Below are 15,851 nucleotides of genomic sequence, written 5' to 3'. Positions count from 1 at the left end.
CTAGAAGTCTCCTCGAAGTCCAAACATGATTGACCGTCTCCCCATCGGAGCTATATCTTTTAAGAAAGATGCATGCTCACGAATTTCTTCGTCCAATAAATTATTAGCTTTTGTAAAAGCTTCTAAATTATATTGTGTGGGTAACTTGTAAGTCGCCATCATACTGATGTTTGTATAAGCATCAGTAATAAGTTCTTTGCCTGCTATATAGTTATAATTTATCGCAACACGATCTTGCTTAAAAGCATGAAGCACATCTAACCTTGCGCCAAAACGATCAAACTCATACTTAAGCCCTACGCCTAATTTAAGGGGTGATATACGAGGCACATAACCTCCATTCGTTTTATCTTTGGCATCCACATAATCACCTCTTACATTTAACTGTAAGTTATCAGTGAGCATACTCTTGCCTTCTAACTCAACGCCTTTAAATTCAGCTTTGATTCCTGTAAATATAGAAGGCTTATAATTCTGAGTGCCTGCATTATGAGCATCACTTGAAATCAAACCAATATAATTTGAAAACTTCGTGGAATAGGCACCCAAAGTCAAACTATCTTGTCCAGTTTTCCAACGTATCTGGCCATCCAATCCATTAGATTCTTCAATCTTTAAATTAGTTTGTCCTTGCTCATATGCCCCGGTTGCAGCATGAACGCCATTTGCATATAGCTCGAAGTAAGATGGCGCGCGTTCATTATGACTTAGGTTCCCAGCTAAAGACCATTGAGAATTTAAAGTATAAAGTCCGCCAATCGCCCCATTATTTGTTTTGAAACTCTTGTTAGCGGCTGTAAAATTTCCACCTCCTTTAGAATCTACATCATGCTCCCCATGCCTTAAACCAAAGGTTACTTTATGTTGGTTGATGGGTAGTTCTTCATAGAGATAAGCCGACTGACTATTAGTTTTCGATGAAGGAACAAAGGCCTCCGCACCTAACGCTTGAAATTTTCCGCTTTCAAATTGCAAGCCCATAACACCTTTGATACCTAGAATTGGTTGATGGCCTAATTCAAAAGTACCATCAACACCTTGGTTTTTAAATGTGGTATTGATCGCACCGCCTTCAATTTCTTTATGCATGTAATCAGTATAAGCAGCTCGAAATTTGGCACGATCAAAGAATGTGCCAAGATCTCTAATCTCAGATGCAAAATCAAAACGATCGTTATCCATATCAATAGAAACTGCTGACTCTAATGGGCTTCCGTATTGTGTTTGATGTTTGGCATAGCTCACGCCAGCATAACCTCTATCAAAAATCATGGACGCTCCTATAGCGCCTCCTTTAGTTTCTGATTGGCTATTAATAAGCTTATGAATACCGTATTCACCACTCGGAGCGAAACCCCCTGCGCCTCCCTCTTGGACCTGCCAAGATTGAGTATCTCTTTTTCTATTCGAGACCGCATTGCGTGGAATCTTTAAGTTTTTAGCATCTCGATTATAGGCATCGAAGTGCATCACAAAATTACCTGTACCTACATCAACCACTGCCGCATTGCTTTGTTCTAAATTAGCTCCGCCATAACGCACTTCACCTCGACCTGTAATACCTTCAAATTTCTCTTTAGGGATTCGATGATCAATAGCATTTACTACACCACCGACTGCACCACCTCCATAAAGAAGTGTGGCGGGTCCTCGAATGACATCAATTTGTTCAATAATTAAAGGGTCAATCGATACGCCATGGTCAAAACTTAAGTTAGAAGCATCTAAATTATTGACGCCATTTTGTAAGATCTTAATACGATCACTATCCATTCCTCTGATCATAGGGCGCCCTGCTGAGGGACCAAAAGAACTATTGCTAACACCCGGAATGCTATTTAATGTTTCAGCTAAAGTATTTTCTCTTTTTAATGAAAGTTCCCGACCATTAAGAATAGAAATCGGTATCACCATTTGATCAGAACTAACACCCAAAGGATTGCCAGTCACCGCTGTAGTAGGTACAGTTAAAATTGCTTTATCCGCAGCTAGCGCTGGATAAGTAAAAATAAAAAGCAATATGAATGTTATTTTTTTAAGTTTCATTTTGAAACCTCTTCAATAAAAAATTAGTAAAGCAAACGTCCTTAAAAGATTTAAGGAGGTAAATTAAATTTAATTTAATGTTGAGGTTTGGGGTGGGGCGCGAGCAGCAAAGTGAATTGCTGTGAGAGATTCATATGAATTAGATTGGACTACAAATACTGTGTAATGATTTAACTCTTCAAGATTGAAAGCAAATTCACCATCATTTATATGCTGAAGTTTTGCGAAACCAATACATTGGCTACAAGAACTCAGGTCTGACTTATGAGATTGAGTCTTTTGGGTGTGTTCCTGTATATGAGAAATTTCATGCGCAATCGCTGCTTGCTGACTAAAAGCAAACAAAAAGATTAAACATAAAATACTATAAAAGCGCTTAAACATCGCAATAGTTTAGCACAATTCTATTAAAGCAAAATCCCCACGCCCGAACCTGCTCGAACCGCTTATTTTCAAGTAAAATAAATCTATGAGATCCATCGCCCTTATTGATGTTAATAACTTCTACGTTAGCTGTGAAAGAGTGTTTAATCCTAAACTAGAAAATAAACCAGTGGTGGTATTAAGTAACAACGATGGCTGTGCTATCTCTCGTTCTAATGAAGCTAAAGAGCTTGGTATTAAAATGGGAACACCTTGGTTTAAACTTAAAGAGTTTGCCAAGCAAGAGAATGTCACAGCTCTCTCATCTAACTACACACTCTATCTAGATATGAGCCATCGCGTAATGACATTGTTATCCAAATTTAGTCCTGACCAAGAAGTCTATTCCGTGGATGAATCATTCTTAGACCTAACCTCATTCAAGTCCAAAGATCTTATTAAGTATGGCCAGCAAATTAAAACTAAAATTAAGCAATGGTCAGGATTGCCTGTTTCTATTGGTATTGGCTCTACTAAAACATTATCAAAATTAGCTAATCACATTGCAAAAAAGAATCCGTCGTTTAAAGGTGTATGTAATTTAAATGTCATGGATGAAGATACGCTTGAAACCTGGATGAGTCATTTTCCCGTTTCTGATGTTTGGGGGGTTGGTAGATCATTAGCGCCTAAACTTAATCAGCTTGGCATCATATCTGTCCTAGATTTAAAACATGCAGATCCAGACTATATACGTCAACAATTTAGCATTGTTCTTGAAAAGACGGTGCGTGAACTTAATGGCGTGATGTGTATAGAATTAAAAGATATAGAAGAACCTAATAAAGAGATTATCGTATCCCGTTCTTTTGGTAGACGAGTGAGAGACAAACAAGAACTCATAGAGGCTGTGACTTCATATACCAGCCGTGCTGCTGAAAGAATGAGAAAGCAAAATTCTGTAGCCACCTCTTTATATATCTATATAAGAACAAGCCCCCATAATGATAAAAAACAATATGCTAATGGAGTCAACATTCCATTATTTCAACCAAGTGATGACACCATAGTATTAACCAATGCTTCCTTATTGGGATTAGATTATATTTACCGCGATGGTTTTGACTATCAAAAAGCTGGTATTACATTATGTAATTTAACTTCCAAAGATAAAGTGCAAGGCAATTTATTCAACAACACAATTTCAAATTCTCGTATGAGGGTGATGGATACCATCAATCAAAGATGGAAAGGTAAATTAAGGTTAGGCAGTGAAGGTATTACAAAAGAATGGGAAATGAAAGCTAACTTTAAATCAAGAAACTACACAACTAACTGGGATCAGTTAATCATCGCACACTAAATCTAAAGCATCATAATTTTTGATCATTAGAATTAAATCACACAATTGAAATAGCAATTATAAAGTGGCAATTGTAACTAGATGTGTAACAAAGAATATCCCTTTGTATTCCATAAATAGCGCATAGTCGTGTAACTAAAACTTATAAAGGCTATCTAAGAAAAAAACTATTTTGAATACCAAAGCAAATATTTTGGAAAGATTTTCTATTGTTCTGCGCTCAGGTTTAGTGAATAAGTTTGGTCGCATTCCAACTGCACAAAAATTCTCTGATGATTTCAATTTACGCTCAGTAAAACCAATCACAAGGGAAACTGCAAGAAAATGGATTAATGGCTTAACAATGCCGGAATCCGAACGACTTCTTGTGCTTATTCAATGGCTTAATCTAAATTCTGATTATGTATATTTATCTTCAACAGAAGTTGAGGTTGATGTAGAAAATTACCCACCAAGTAAAATACAGCGCTTAAGAAAAATAGAAGTTTTTGCACGTAATGCTTTAAATTTTGCCTCTCCTCGTATAGCTATCATGGATAAAGACGGCACCATTATTTTGGTCAATGAGGCTTGGAGAGCAGCGGCTAATCGCAATCCCCCTTTACATAAAACGACCGCTCTTTGTGAAGGTGCAAATTATCTAGAGATATTAGATAAGGTCAAGGGTCCGGAAAAAGAAAATGCAAGGGAAACAGCTTCTGCAATTCGAGATCTAGCCAAAAATCCTCGGAAAAAGTTTGCATTTAAATACCCTTGTCATGCCCCATCTAAAAAACATTGGTTTATAGCAGAGATTTCCTCTTTTCATGAAAAAGAAAACCAATGTCTCACCATTTCCCATCAAGAAATTTCTGAACGTCAATTCTTAGCTAAAATTTAGTGCTTTAAAAGTGGCAGTTTGCAATTAAATTAAGCGCATTATTTAATCTTAATTGTAAAAAAATAAGAGAGTTTAGGTGCATTTAAATAAAACTTTTAGGTTTTCTTCCTTTAGATTTGCAAAAAATTATCTCTTATTAGCCAATAAAAAGATATTAACAAAAGATGAAATTAATAATGCCAACAAAACTTATCTACGATGGGAATATTTTAAGGCAAGCAAGAGTCGCCCAAAATAAAAGTATTGGCGATATTGCATATGCCCTCTGCTCTTCAAGCCACCAAATAGGAGATATTGAATTAAATAGTGCAACTTCCTATGGGTTCTTAAGACAGATTGTCATAAAACGCTATGCTGAATTATTAAATATTGATTTAAATACTGTGGTTACTCAATTTGAGTCTGATCTTGATATCATTAATTAAATTAGATGCCGCTTTTGGAAAGACCTTAAGGAAGAGAAGGTTAGCAAAATTATTAACTCAAGAAATTTTAGCTACAGAAGCTAATTTATCTCGCGCTTATATCAGTGATTTAGAAATGGGTAAAAAAGATCCAAGCTTATTCACTGTATTTAAACTAGCAGATGCTTTGAAATTAAAACCAAGTGTTTTGATAGATGAGGTTGAGAGTACGATTTGAATGAGCGTCGAAATTCTTGATATTCATAAAAAATTAAAAAGTGAAACCAACATTTTTAATGAGTTAGATTATATTGAGTGATATAAACAGCTATCCCTGCAAAATAACCAATTAAAGCTAACCAACTAATCTTTTTAACGTACCAAAAGAATGGTATTTTTTCTAAGCCCATTGCTGCAACACCTGCAGCTGAACCAATAATGAGTATCGACCCACCTGTACCTGCACAATACGCCATAAATTCCCATAAGAAACTATCAGCTGGATATTTTGCTAAGTCATACATCCCCATTGAAGCAGCGACAAGGGGCACATTATCTACAATTGCACTCAATAATCCCAATAACGTCACAATATAATCCTGACGACCCACCGTTTTATCTAAAAAATCAGAGAGTGAGTGAAGTATATGGCTATGCTCGAGTGTTGCGACAGCCAATAAAATACCAATGAAAAAGACAATCGATGTCATATCAATACGATGCAAAGCGTGAGCTAGAGTAAATTGCTGTTTATCAGCATCTTCTTTCTTGTAATGTATTAAATCTCCAACCAGCCAAAGCAAGCCTAAACCAAAAAGTATTCCCATAAAAGGTGGTAAATGAGTCAGTGTTTTAAACACAGGCACTAGTATTAAAATACCGAGTCCTAAATAAAACATCGTATTTCGCTCAAAATTAGAAGTCAGCATTGAAGAGGCGTTATATGTTTTAGTTTGAGATGAAATAAGTTTGCCTCGCATGGTATGGCTAACGAACAATAATGGTGCAATAAGATTAGCTAATGAAGCTAAGAACAACCCTTTAATAATAGCTAGTGATGTTATCTGCCCACCTATCCATAACATGGTCGTTGTAACATCGCCGATAGGAGACCAAGCACCGCCTGCATTAGCAGAAATCACTACCATTGCTGCAAAAAGAAGCCTATCTTCTTGTTTTTGTAATAGTTTCCTTGTAAGTGAAATCATCACGATTGTGGTAGTTAAATTATCTAGGACTGCACTCAAGAAAAAGGATAGAAACCCAACTATCCATAATAAATGTGAAAGCTTTTTAGTTTTAATACGAGATGTAATCACTTCAAAACCATTATGCGCATCTATGACTTCGACAATGGTCATCGCACCAATTAAGAAGAAAACAATTTCTGCAGTAGAAGCAATAGACTCACTCAATTGATGACTCACAAGTAAATGATCACCTGTTGAAACCGCATAAATGGTCCATAGCAATCCTGCGCCCAATAGTGCAGTAGCTGACTTATTGATTTTTATCGAATGTTCAAGCGTAATTGCGGCATATGTTATTACAAAAATAATAATGAGAGCGCTAAGCATAATATTTAAATGGCAAGTTATTGTTTGTAATTAGATTGTAGCAGATTCGCTAACTGTCAAAAATTTTACCGATTCTTAAAGTTACTTAATAGTAAACGATTGATTAACGGCAAGAACATGTGGGAAATTGTAAGAGCCATTAAAACAGAAAAAATGATGGTTAAATAGCTAATCTGCAAATTATGAAAAAGAAAGAAGTAAGAAAAAAAGGTAACTGGCAAAGTGAAAGCTATTAGGAATATTATCTCTCTAAAAGATTTAATTCCAATATTAATTAAAGCTCTAAGGCCATGAAAAAAACAGAAGTAGAAGGTAAACCAATAAATTGGACTTAAAAGACTAGCGAGAATGACTGTAACTAGAAACTCGAGGACAAGAATAAATTTATCTTTTTTAGTAATACCCTTATGAATGTAAAGTAAGAATAAAAAACTACCGATAAAGATAATTGTAATAAATTTAAGTATCTCAAATACTTTAGGGTTTAAATCTGAATCTACTAAACTATCGAAAATTAATTTAACATCGTTTTCAAAAAAAATGACGGGAAGCAATGTCATAACACAGCCCCAAGAAATCTTAATGCTTTGAGAAGCTCGAACTAAGTATGAAAGATCACTTTGGCCAAAATGGGCCATTGACATTAAGAGTAAAAGCACTAAACCTATCATGGGGCTTTGAAACCACAGAATGAGCCCTAAAAATACAATTAATAAATAAATTAAGAAAGCTAGAGCTTTCAACTTAAACCTGGGAAAAGTTTTCCATATAACAATAGAGTCAGCAGCGCCATGGGAGACACCCAATGACATAATAATTAGGAATAGAATTGCTAGCGATGAATTAACGTCGGCAATATTGAAAGCTGTATTTCGTTGAGTAACAAATATTAAAAAAAGACTTAATATCAAATAAAAAAACTGGTGAATTCTAACCTTATTTAACATATAAGTTAATCAAACCCCTAAGCATTACTAATTTTGGTAATTTCAAAATAATTGCTAAATAATCGAATATCCGTGATTGGTCAGATAAAAATCTTATAGCAGATGAAGTTGGGACTTTTGTAAAAAAAATCCTAAATATTTCAGGGGCTTTTTGAGGGCTAGATCTTAAAACGGAAAGAAAGATTTTATCTAACCAATTTGTAAGATAATTTTCTTTGTGTGCAATCATTTCGTAGCTAAATTCATTTTTTGCTTTTATTTGGTGAGCCCATAGAGCGATTCGAGTAAAAGCGTATCCGGAAGCAGGTCTTGATGCTCCAGCAAAGTTTCCAATTCTAAAGTAATGATTTTTCATTTTTCTATTAATGTATGGTGACATTGGAAGCACGGCTTTTTCAGTTCTTGTTATTTCTTTGATATTAAACTTCGTTAAAGTAAGTTTATGAATCTTTTCAACTTCTTTGAAATCTATCTCAGAAGAAAAGAAAGTTGTTTCGATCAATGCTTTAGTTTTTGAGAATGGAAGAATATAAGTAAAAATTACATTTTTTTTAGACTCGGCAAAATCCATCAATGTCACGACATTCTCATCAAATATATTTTCGTTCGAAATGATTTCGGAGCCTACAAAAACTTGCTTCAATGACGGATATTTATCATCAAATGTTTTGTTCGGTCTGCTATCTACTATATTTTTGAGTAATATTTTTTTACTCTTTAATTTGACTTCCCAACCATCTTGATTCTTTCTAACATACTTGACTGAATGCCCCTGCCTTACTTGAATACCCTTTTTAGCAAGATTTTTGTATAGTTCGCCAAGAATTGATTCTGAGCTATAACATGCATATCTATACTCGCCCAGATCAATCTTATAAGATTTACCTTTTACCTTAATTTCTATTTGTGACCATTCCTTTTTAGGTTTTGCACTGAAACTTTTTTTGATATCAATCAATCCTGGTCCTGACCAAAAGCTGTATGTTTTGTCGCTTTTAGTATTGATATCCTTTTCAAATAAAATGAAATTATTAATTTTTTTACTAAGAAGAGAGTTGCCAAGAGTTAATCCAGATAAACCAGCACCAATAATTCCAATATCAAATTTTTGTTTCATATATTAAAAGTGGCAGTCTGGAAGGGTAGTTATAAATTTATGCAGGCTCTTATTATGCGGTTTTAATTTAACTTGAAAAGTAATAAGAAATTTAGCAATAACCTTCAATGTTATCAATAGCTTAGAAAAATTACTTACATAGCACCTTTTTTCTTTGTGCTGATATTGAGTCTGAATTAACTGATATCCAATTTGCTGGTAGAGTGCAGAAGCTAATTTAACTGCAAGAGCTGCTCCCCGGGGAAGGTGATCAATCGCCTGACTAGCGCTAGCAAAATAAATATTAGCTAAATTAATAATTTTTTTTCGAGTTAAATCTATTTTTGCGGCAGTTTTTTTTGTTGGATGAGCTATGTCTTCGGGTGAGTGTTTACCAATGAGAGTCTCAGGAAGATAAATCCTTTTTCGCGCACTATCTTCATAAATATCCCGAGAAATATTAACCAATTGCATTGCAATGCCTAAATCGATTGCAAAATATCTCATTTTTTTATCTTTTACACCAAAAATGTCACAAACCATCAATCCAACGGTACCTGCAACTTGGTAACAATAAATAATTAAAGCCTTTTCTGATTTGAATGAGGCAAATTTAATATCAGATATCTGTCCATTCAAAAACATTTTTACAAGCTTTTGATTCGGCCAATTTTCCTTTGGGATATTATTTAATACATTAATGACCGGATGAGGCTTGCCTTTATTCCAGGCATCAATAAATATGAGAAGCTTTTTTTTTGCAATATTTAAGTTTTTAGCTTCGTCGACCATGTCATCTATTTTTCGACAGAAGCTATAGATAGAGTAAATCGCTTGCATTTTTACGTTATCAAGAAAAAAAGATGCCCAATAAAAGGTTTTTCCATGCTTACGCATCAATAAATTATTCTCCATGTTAAGGAATCAATTTATCTATGACCTTGGCTGAATTAAGAACACCCGGAACACCTGCTCCTGGGTGAGTCCCAGCACCTACGTAAAAAAGGTTCTGATATAAATCATCTTTATTGTGCGTTCTAAACCATGCTGATTGCCTAAATAACGGCGCTATAGAAAATCCTGAGCCAAAAGGTGTGTTGTAATCCTGTAAAAAATCCTCAGGGGTCATAACAAATGATTCGCAAATATTTTCTCTGAGTTTTGGCATCATGGTTTGCTCTAGAGCCTGAATAATAGATTGTGTAAATGCCGACGCCTCATCTTTCCAGCTAATATTTCCTTTCAAATTTGGCACTGGCACTAGCGCATAAAAACTATCGCAGCCTATAGGTGCGAAATCAGGATCAGTTGCTGTTGGCCTATGAAGGTAAATAGAAAAATCCTCGGATAGCTTATAGCGGTCAAAGATGTCGCTCAGCAATTCTTTATAACGAGGTCCCATCCAAATAGTATGGTGAGCAATATTGTCATATTTGACTTTTGTTCCAAAGAAAAGAACAAATAAACCCATTGAGTGCTTTGCTGTTTTTTGTACAAATTTATTATGAAGCGAAATTTTCTTACGCCCTATTAAATTACTATTTGTATAAATAGGGTCTGCATTTGTAATTAAATAATCAGTTTTGTAAAATTTGCCTTCTTCAGTTTCTATACCTTCAACCATTTTTTCACTAGTAATAATTTTCTTAATTTCACTATTGAGAAATATGTTTATACCCTTACGCTCCATAAGCATCTTTAGCTGAGATATGATTTCTCCAGTGCCTCCTTTGGCAAAAAATACTCCCCATTTTTTTTCAAGCGCATGAATAAGAGCATAAATTGAAGTGGTATTAAAAGGGTTACCTCCAACAAGCAATGGCTGAATTGAGAATGCTTGCCTTAAATTTGGATGTTTTAGATAGCTTGAGACAAATTGATAAACTGATTGATAGCCCTTTAATTTAATAATATCGGGGGTATATCGAATTAAACTGCTAAATTTATGAAAAGGCTGGTCAGCAAGCTTGAGATAGCCTACTTCAAATATTTTCTCAGCATGCTGAAGCATTTTAAGATAGCCATTGACGTCTCTAGGCTCAATAGCTTTTATTTGCTCTAATAGCTGATCTTGATCTGGGCCATAATTGAAAAATGTCCCGTCATGGAATCTAAAGCGATACCAAGGATCTAGAGGAATAAATTTAATAAAATCATCAATGTCTTCATTAAATATTTCAAATAACTCCCTAAAAAGGTAAGGCGCAGTAATTACTGTGGGGCCTGCGTCATAAACAAAGCCATTTCGACTAAACTGCCTTGCTCTTCCGCCAATTTGATCTAATTTTTCATGTAAATCCACTTCATAGCCCTTCGCCCTCATTCGCAAGGCTGCGGCTATGCCACCAAAACCACTTCCAATCACAATTATTTTTTTATTTTGCATATATAAATTGGCTAGCTTTTTTGTCTATTCCTTCACAAAGAGAAGAAATAATAGGTCTTATGACTATTGGCATAAGGTGTAAAGAATCTTTTATATTTACTAATATCAATTGAATCCTATCGATTAAATCATCTTTAATATTTGAAGAAATTAAAAATTGCTTAAGCTCTTCTTTATTTTTTTTAAGAAAATTAATTTCTTTTTCAGAAGACTTTTCTTTAATTAAAACTACCAATGCATTCATTCTTTCAAACTTAATATCTGTGGGAATTTCATTAGCTTGATTTAATAAAATATTTTCCAAGTCATTCACAATTTGGTAAGCAAGTCCTATTTCGTCTGTTATTTTTCTTAAATTAATATAATAAGGCTCACCTAGCTCGGCACATTTAAACATCCCCATCATAGGCAAACAAATAAGTGGTGATGTTTTTGCCATAGCAACATTCTTATAGTCTTCCCAACCTAAGTTTAAGAAGTTTGTGCTGAGATCTCCTGATTGGCCAAAAACAATTTCCTTCACAGTACCTGAAAGCAACCCTAGCAAGATATTTTGATGCCAGCCTTGTTCAATTTCAGTAATTTTTTTAAAGGATTCTGCTATTAAATAATCTCCAGTGCATATAGCAGCGGGTATACCAAAATTTTTCCATACACTTACTTTCCCCCTTCTAATTTCATCGCTGTCACAAATGTCATCATGGAGAAGTGAGGCGCTATGAATTAACTCACAAACAACTGCCCAAATAATTGCTGTATGCTTTGACAGTCCTAAGGCTTCACCGGTAGAAAGCGCTAAGTGAGAGCGAATTAATTTTCCTTCTGATTCCCCATGCCAATTAAGCCATAGAGATAAATTCTTTTCATTCACCTCAAAAGACTTGGCTAAATGTTTTTTAACGCTCTCTAGTGAATCGCTTTCATTTGAAATCATAATGAGTCTTATTTAAAAGAATATATGTAGAAAATATATCTGTTTGTCAAAGACTTAACTAAGCGCCAATTTCTGACTTTCTTTGCGCAATAATATAAATCAAAATACCAAAAACTGATTTAGCAACTATATCAACAACAGTGAACCCAACCTGGATGCTTACGAATGCCGACAGCCCGAATAAAGGCAGGATATATACAAGCGGATAAAACGACCAAGACAGAATAATAAGTAATCTTGTTTTTTTGAATAATGGCTGAACAACTAAAGGTTGAGTCTTGATTGATGCACCTACTCCTTTAATCATTTCGTACAATATATAAGAAAATGGGATCATTGCTAAAACCCACCAAATAACCTTAGCAAATCCAATTGTAAGGGTTTCCCCGGGATAACCGAGAATCACCATAAACGCAGCGGCTAACGTTAGCGCCAGCCCTTTTTTGTATGTTTCTGCATGAGGCAATCTTAAGACTAAAACAAATTCTAGAAGTAATAGGGGAACGGTTAATAGCCAATCAACATATCGATATGCATTATTAAATTGCATGCCAGTTTGTATAACTAAACCATCTTTTAATACATAAGCGCTATTGAAGCTCTCAAAGATTCTTAAGTAATGGTAGGTTGTAATTAAACAAACAAGCCCCGAAAGAGTTAATGCGGTTTTGTATGCGGGGGAAACTTGTGATCTTTGAAGGAGGAAAAATACGGTTGATGCTCCAAAAGCAGCGATTGCAAATGAGATTGCGTTATAAACTAAATTGAACTCATCTATGCTCATGGGATTAGTGTATCGATTTTATTGTCTTAAGCTATTGATATTATTAAATATAATCAGTAAAAATAAAAAAACTGTGCAGCCAAAGCTGCACAGTTTTTTAAAAAATTACATACTTATTTTGATTCTGATACTGCTACAGACCAAATAATTACACCGAAAGCAATTTTGTTTAAAACGTCAGCTAAGTTATAGATGATGTTTAATGATGCCATGCTGCTTGCAGGATCTGAACCAGTTAAATAACCAAAGTAATAACCTAATGGGTAAATTGCCCAACCAAATGTAACAATTAATCGCATTGTATTGAAAGCTTTTTGCACTGTTGCTGGGGCTTTGTTTGCATTGATCTTACCTGCTTCACCAGCGAAAATTTCGTAGAGGATATAAGCCCATCCAAGCATACCAATAATGAATGATGTCATAACATCTGCGTAACCAGCTTCACCAGCATAACCACCGCCAAGCATAACTAAAGTACCAATTAAAAGCCTCCAAAAAACGCCGTTGGAAACTTTAGTAATGGCTGAAAGAACTAAATAGAATTCAATCATTAATAAAGGCACTGTAATTAACCAATCAATATATCTATACACTGTTGGTGTTGATCCTGTTGCAACCCACACGTCACGCATATAGAAATAGTGAACAGCTGCTACTAATGTAACTAAACCAGATACAGTAAGAGAAGTTTTCCACTTACCGGCTACACGATCTCTTTCAAGGAAGAAAAAAGCAGTTGAAGCAACTAATGCCATTGAAATTAGCCAAAAAGAAATACCAACGAAATCATTTGCTTGGAGAACTTGAGCTCCATGGCTCTCTGCAAAAGCTAATGTTGATAAGCCTAATAAAGACAATCCTAATAAGCATTTATTTTTTACGGATTTAAAAAAATCTTGAAACATAGGAACCTCCTAATGGTTGATAGAAAACAACTTGCAATAACTAAAAATAATTAACTGTTGTTTTAGTAAATTATCTTCTTGTGAGTTTAGCCTGTGATTTGTATTTTTCAAAATATTTTAATTTTATTCATGGTAACCATAACCCATAATTAAATAATGGGTATAAATAAATACGCTTTAACATATTGATTATTATAAAAAAGTCACTCGAAGCAACCTAAAAACTTTTGACCTTTAAGTTAAATGCTATCAATAGTTTACATATTTCGTATATTTTATAAAAAATGAATTTTTGTGAGCATTTTTAGTCAAGAAAGTAAGCAATAAGCTGAAATATTGCTCGATTGGCTCCAAATTTTCCCCCGAATGGTTTGGAGCCTTTCTCATTTTGAAATTAAGAAAATTATGATAAAAATCCTTTACGATCAACATTGTAGCCTTTGTTCAAAAGAGATTAATTACTATAGATCAATCGCACCAAAAGGTATTTTCATGTGGTGCAATCTTCATAAACACAACAAATTGCTGAGAAAATACGGTATTACGTATAACGATGCTTTATTAAGTCTTCACGCTATCGACGACAAAGATAGAATTTATAGGGGTATAGATGCATTTTGCCTTATATGGAATAACTTAAAAAAATGGAGATTATTAAGTTTTATAATCAAGCTGCCACTGATTTACTTTATCAGTAAAATTTTCTACTCATATTTTGCTCAATGGCGTTTTAATAAAATGAAATATTGCAAGGTGAGCTAGTTGTCTTTAATTATCGGCATCGATGGATGTAAGTCTGGTTGGTTTGCAGTTTGGCAAAATCAAGATGAAGCTATTGAAACTGCAATTTTTCAAAGCATGAATAATCTCAAGGATTTTTTTATTAAGTCCAACCAGTTAATTATCGGTATTGATATGCCTGTAATCTTATCTGAAGTGATGCCTCGAGAAGCTGACCAATTAGCTAGAAAGCTTTTGGGTAAAAAAGCCTCTTCTATTTTTACAGCGCCTACGCCAGAAATGCTCGAACAACCGAATTATGAAAAAGCATCCCTTGTATCAAAAAAACTGATTGGTAAATCAATGTCACTTCAATCTTGGTATTTGTTTCCTAAAATAAGAGATGTCCAAACTGTGCTTCATCATGAGGATATAAAAATATTCGAAATACATCCAGAAGTTAGCTTTAGGGCTATGAACAATGAAAATGTAATCATTGAAAGTAAAAAGACAGCTGAAGGCTTCAAAATAAGAAAGTTTCTTCTTGATAAACATTTTTTAAACTTTAATTTTGATGCCATCAGAAATAAATACCAAAAAAAAGATGTGATGGATAATGATATTTTAGATGCCCTCGTTGTTCTTTGGAGCACAAAAAGGATAGTCAATAATCAAGCTTTATATTTACCAGAAAAACCAGAAAAACTAAATATGCAAATCGTTTACTAATGATTTACTTCATAAAAATTATTATCGCGGTCCTAGTGATTGTACTTGTGACTGAATTAAGTAAGAAAGATACAAAAATAGCTGCACTTTTACTGGCACTCCCAATTATTTCTTTTACTGCTTACACTATGATTTGGTTTGAAAGTAAGGATACCGACAAAATTGCTAAGTTAGCCAATGAAAATTTTATTTACGTATTGCCAGTCATGCCAGTATTACCTTTATTAAGCTGGATGCTTAAAAATGGCTTCGGATATTTCACTTCGCTGATTACGGTAACTATACTGATGATTATACTTTTTTATTTGTTACAAAAAATTCTATAAATGATATGGCATCAATTAATATACGACACATGGAAAAATACAATTTACTGCTTCTTAATACGTGAACTTTTAGCAGCTCTCTCGTAAAAATCATCTGGTTTATTTTTCACCCAATTAATAAACGTTTGCATATCTGAATGATTTCTTAATGACTCTGCAGTATTCAATACTTTAGCGAGTTCATTTTCTTTAAATAACGCATGAATTTGTTTATGACAGATTCGGTGAATATATTCAAAAGATTTTCCACCCTTAGATTTTGGTATTAAATGGTGTGCATCTTTTTGAGATTCTGGAATACTTCGTCCGCATATCGGACATATGACTGGATCTAAAATGATCTCTGAAAATACGGGTGGTAAAAGTTTTTTTCTGATTTTTCCGATCATGC

Annotated in this window: 18 protein-coding genes; 7 read left to right on the top strand and 11 right to left on the bottom strand. The window is 34.2% G+C overall.

From position 1 onward, the window contains the following. On the bottom strand, nt 1-2,046 hold the full coding sequence (locus tag FIT63_RS02740) for a TonB-dependent receptor (protein ID WP_140006452.1): 2,046 nt from the start codon (nt 2,044-2,046) through the stop codon (nt 1-3). 69 nt (nt 2,047-2,115) lie between these two features. Continuing rightward, nucleotides 2,116-2,430 carry a hypothetical protein gene (locus FIT63_RS02735; protein ID WP_140006451.1) on the bottom strand — a complete coding sequence of 105 codons (315 nt, stop codon included), beginning with the start codon at nt 2,428-2,430 and terminating at the stop codon, nt 2,116-2,118. Nucleotides 2,431-2,515: 85 nt separating this feature from the next. On the opposite strand from FIT63_RS02735, the gene FIT63_RS02730 reads away from it, so the two are divergent. From FIT63_RS02730 to FIT63_RS02715, 4 genes are all read left to right on the top strand, one after another. Then, nucleotides 2,516-3,772 (top strand): Y-family DNA polymerase, encoded by a 1,257-nt coding sequence (locus FIT63_RS02730; protein ID WP_140006450.1) that lies wholly within the window; start codon nt 2,516-2,518, stop codon nt 3,770-3,772. Between the two features lie 172 nt (nt 3,773-3,944). Then, a complete protein-coding gene (locus tag FIT63_RS02725; protein WP_140006449.1) occupies nt 3,945-4,652 on the top strand; it encodes a hypothetical protein in 708 nt (235 codons plus the stop codon). Between the two features lie 164 nt (nt 4,653-4,816). Beyond that, complete coding sequence (locus tag FIT63_RS02720; protein ID WP_140006448.1) at nt 4,817-5,077, top strand: helix-turn-helix domain-containing protein; 261 nt, start codon at nt 4,817-4,819, stop codon at nt 5,075-5,077. Next, nucleotides 5,061-5,294 carry a helix-turn-helix domain-containing protein gene (locus tag FIT63_RS02715; RefSeq protein ID WP_223259942.1) on the top strand — a complete coding sequence of 78 codons (234 nt, stop codon included), beginning with the start codon at nt 5,061-5,063 and terminating at the stop codon, nt 5,292-5,294. Before FIT63_RS02720 ends, FIT63_RS02715 begins: the two co-directional genes overlap by 17 nt. A 55-nt stretch (nt 5,295-5,349) precedes the next feature. Here FIT63_RS02715 and nhaD read toward each other — a convergent pair whose 3' ends face one another. The 8 genes from nhaD to FIT63_RS02675 all read right to left on the bottom strand — a co-directional run bounded on the left by nhaD (nt 5,350) and on the right by FIT63_RS02675 (nt 13,685). Beyond that, nucleotides 5,350-6,633, bottom strand: coding sequence for a sodium:proton antiporter NhaD (nhaD, locus tag FIT63_RS02710; RefSeq protein ID WP_140006447.1), 1,284 nt, complete (start codon nt 6,631-6,633; stop codon nt 5,350-5,352). Between the two features lie 65 nt (nt 6,634-6,698). After that, complete coding sequence (locus FIT63_RS06920; RefSeq protein ID WP_189342338.1) at nt 6,699-7,445, bottom strand: Brp/Blh family beta-carotene 15,15'-dioxygenase; 747 nt, start codon at nt 7,443-7,445, stop codon at nt 6,699-6,701. Nucleotides 7,446-7,569: 124 nt separating this feature from the next. Next, entirely contained in the window at nt 7,570-8,697 is a 1,128-nt protein-coding gene (locus FIT63_RS02700; RefSeq protein ID WP_140006445.1) for a lycopene cyclase family protein, read from the bottom strand. 3 nt (nt 8,698-8,700) lie between these two features. Beyond that, nucleotides 8,701-9,591 carry a phytoene/squalene synthase family protein gene (locus FIT63_RS02695; RefSeq protein WP_140006444.1) on the bottom strand — a complete coding sequence of 297 codons (891 nt, stop codon included), beginning with the start codon at nt 9,589-9,591 and terminating at the stop codon, nt 8,701-8,703. 1 nt (nt 9,592) lies between these two features. Continuing rightward, entirely contained in the window at nt 9,593-11,062 is a 1,470-nt protein-coding gene (gene crtI, locus FIT63_RS02690; protein ID WP_140006443.1) for a phytoene desaturase family protein, read from the bottom strand. Further along, nucleotides 11,052-11,996, bottom strand: a complete 945-nt coding sequence (locus FIT63_RS02685; protein ID WP_140006442.1) for a polyprenyl synthetase family protein — start codon at nt 11,994-11,996, stop codon at nt 11,052-11,054. Before FIT63_RS02685 ends, crtI begins: the two co-directional genes overlap by 11 nt. 58 nt (nt 11,997-12,054) lie before the next feature. Then, entirely contained in the window at nt 12,055-12,780 is a 726-nt protein-coding gene (locus FIT63_RS02680; RefSeq protein ID WP_140006441.1) for a bacteriorhodopsin, read from the bottom strand. 113 nt (nt 12,781-12,893) lie between these two features. Further along, nucleotides 12,894-13,685 (bottom strand): bacteriorhodopsin-like, encoded by a 792-nt coding sequence (locus tag FIT63_RS02675; RefSeq protein ID WP_140005153.1) that lies wholly within the window; start codon nt 13,683-13,685, stop codon nt 12,894-12,896. A gap of 366 nt (nt 13,686-14,051) precedes the next feature. Here FIT63_RS02675 and FIT63_RS06915 point away from each other — a divergent pair, with 366 nt between their 5' ends. Genes FIT63_RS06915 through FIT63_RS02660 form a run of 3 tightly spaced genes read left to right on the top strand, consistent with a single transcriptional unit; the run spans nt 14,052 to nt 15,460 of the window. Next, complete coding sequence (locus FIT63_RS06915; protein WP_420886444.1) at nt 14,052-14,447, top strand: thiol-disulfide oxidoreductase DCC family protein; 396 nt, start codon at nt 14,052-14,054, stop codon at nt 14,445-14,447. Further along, nucleotides 14,448-15,134, top strand: coding sequence for a DUF429 domain-containing protein (locus FIT63_RS02665; protein ID WP_140006439.1), 687 nt, complete (start codon nt 14,448-14,450; stop codon nt 15,132-15,134). It begins immediately after the preceding gene. After that, entirely contained in the window at nt 15,134-15,460 is a 327-nt protein-coding gene (locus tag FIT63_RS02660) for a DUF3147 family protein (RefSeq protein WP_140006438.1), read from the top strand. The genes FIT63_RS02665 and FIT63_RS02660 overlap by 1 nt, the downstream gene beginning before the upstream one ends. Nucleotides 15,461-15,504: 44 nt before the next feature. Here the strand turns inward: FIT63_RS02660 and FIT63_RS02655 are convergent, their stop codons facing one another. Next, complete coding sequence (locus tag FIT63_RS02655) at nt 15,505-15,849, bottom strand: HNH endonuclease (protein WP_189342334.1); 345 nt, start codon at nt 15,847-15,849, stop codon at nt 15,505-15,507. Nucleotides 15,850-15,851: the final 2 nt, after the last annotated feature.

This window comes from Candidatus Methylopumilus planktonicus (assembly GCF_006364715.1).
GTDB lineage: Bacteria > Pseudomonadota > Gammaproteobacteria > Burkholderiales > Methylophilaceae > Methylopumilus > Methylopumilus planktonicus_A.
Note: the sequence above shows the minus strand (reverse complement) of the source record. Positions and strands in the feature narration are given on the sequence as shown.